The organism is Pedobacter agri PB92, assembly GCF_000258495.1.
GTDB lineage: Bacteria > Bacteroidota > Bacteroidia > Sphingobacteriales > Sphingobacteriaceae > Pedobacter > Pedobacter agri.
Genome location: NZ_AJLG01000315.1, coordinates 1 through 1,785, shown reverse-complemented (window position 1 = coordinate 1,785; position 1,785 = coordinate 1). Strand labels below are relative to the sequence as shown.

Below are 1,785 nucleotides of genomic sequence, written 5' to 3'. Positions count from 1 at the left end.
ACTGGCAAATGACGCCCCTGCTTTAGCTTGTAAAATTTCAGGCTGATCAATTCCTCTTAATTCTTCTTCCTTAAGGGAGATTTTTTCTTCATTCCCACAATTTTTGCATTGGCGCTGGACATTCATGGCGGCACCAGTACCTATTCCTCCCATCACAAAACCGGCATTTGAAGGCATCCGCATCACTTTTTCAGCCACCTGATCGGCTTGCTGTTCCTGAGGATCATTAACAGCTCCAATCTTTAGCTTCGCTTGAATACAGCTGGCGCCGGGTCGGTTATGTGTAACCGACTTAAGTGATGGATTGCTATATGCCAACGCAGCGCCCATAGTTTACATTGTCCGTCCTGATTTTTTAAGCTCAATCTTTATTCCTTCCAAAATATCTTTTTGCCTAATTTCGGCAGCTTCGTCTTTAAGCATTTTCAAAGTAGCATATCGCACTACATTGATAATAACACCACCAGAAAGTTCATATTTATTGGCTATTTCATTTAGATTTACTTTTGATTCTAACTTGGTCAATTCAGAAAAACTCTGTTTCCAAAGCTTTAAACGTTGATCTGCTTGTGGAATTGGAAATTCAACGATAGATTGGAACCGGCGTAAAAATGCCTGATCAATGTTTTGTTTAAAGTTACTAGCCAGAATAACCAGTCCATTGTGATCTTCTATACGCTGCAACAAATAACTGGTTTCCTGGTTAGCGTAGCGGTCGCGGGCATCACTCACATTGGTGCGCTTACCAAAAAGTGCGTCTGCTTCATCGAAAAATAATATCCACTGCTGGTTTTCAGCGGCATCAAAAACCTTTGATAGATTTTTACCAGTTTCGCCAATGTATTTACTTACAATGCGGCTTAAATCAATTCTATAAACTGGAAAACCATGCTTTTTACCCAACAAAGCTGCCGCGAGAGATTTACCAGTTCCGGGCTGACCAAAAAACAATGCCCTAAAACCCGGCTTTAATTTTCGCTTCAGGGCAAATTCATTCATCATTGTCTCGTTATGTGCTAGCCAGGCATCAATTAATTCAAGCTGATCTAAAATATGTGCCGGCAAAACCAAATCATCAGGTTCCATTTGAGTTTCAATTAGCTGTGCCGGAAACTCCGTTGAAAATCGAGGCCTGCTCCTTTCTCCGGTTGTAAATTCTTCAAACCAATTTTTGTTAATATGAAGCGGAATGCTCGAAACGGGCTCACCAGGTGGAAGGGGTTCATATTCCAGTACATCCAAAACAAAAAGCGGATGTTTGGCATCGAAAAGTCTTAACAAATCAAATCTAAGTGCTAAATCATCTGCAGCGATGATAAATAAAAATGTTTCTGCGGTAGGTAAAAAGCCACTAAAAACATTGCCTTTCCTCCCACCAAACTCTGTAAATATCTGGCCGGTAGCTGAGTTTTGAACTAGAAAAATATCCAGACACTGGGGCTTAACCTGACTCACCATTGCCAGAAACAATAACAATCGTTCTTCGAAATTCAATTGATTTTGAGCGATAAATTCGGCATACTTAGAAGGATAGGCACTTAAATCAGGTGGTTGGACATCAAAAATAGAAGTACCCGCTGGTACATTGCCGAAATTTATGGCGCTGCGAAGTTGCAACACTTGTTCAAACCAAATGAGTTCAGTTTGGATAGCTGCTGCATTAGCTTGTGAACCCGATTTTACCAAGTTACTTGTATCAAATATTTGTTCCATGACAATTTTATCATTGTAAGTCCCCATGGTAACCGATCTAATAAAATATCGATTCCTTTCCAGTGTGTACGT

The 1,785-nt window shown here is 40.3% G+C and carries 3 protein-coding genes; all 3 read right to left on the bottom strand.

The window, feature by feature from the left end; genetic code table 11:
• On the bottom strand, positions 1-318 hold a 318-nt coding region (locus ON09_RS23550), incomplete at its 3' end, for a hypothetical protein (RefSeq protein WP_238533797.1).
• A 15-nt stretch (positions 319-333) separates the two neighbouring features.
• Positions 334-999, bottom strand: a complete 666-nt coding sequence (locus ON09_RS26955) for an ATP-binding protein (protein WP_394358234.1) — start codon at positions 997-999, stop codon at positions 334-336.
• Between the two features lie 680 nt (positions 1,000-1,679).
• Complete coding sequence (locus tag ON09_RS26950; RefSeq protein ID WP_394358233.1) at positions 1,680-1,760, bottom strand: contractile injection system tape measure protein; 81 nt, start codon at positions 1,758-1,760, stop codon at positions 1,680-1,682.
• Positions 1,761-1,785 lie beyond the last annotated feature (25 nt).

What these genes read in the sequence shown, in the direction of transcription:
- ON09_RS26955 (WP_394358234.1), bottom strand. Translation starts at nt 999, where the DNA reads ATGAATGAATTTGCCCTGAAGCGAAAATTAAAGCCGGGTTTTAGGGCA.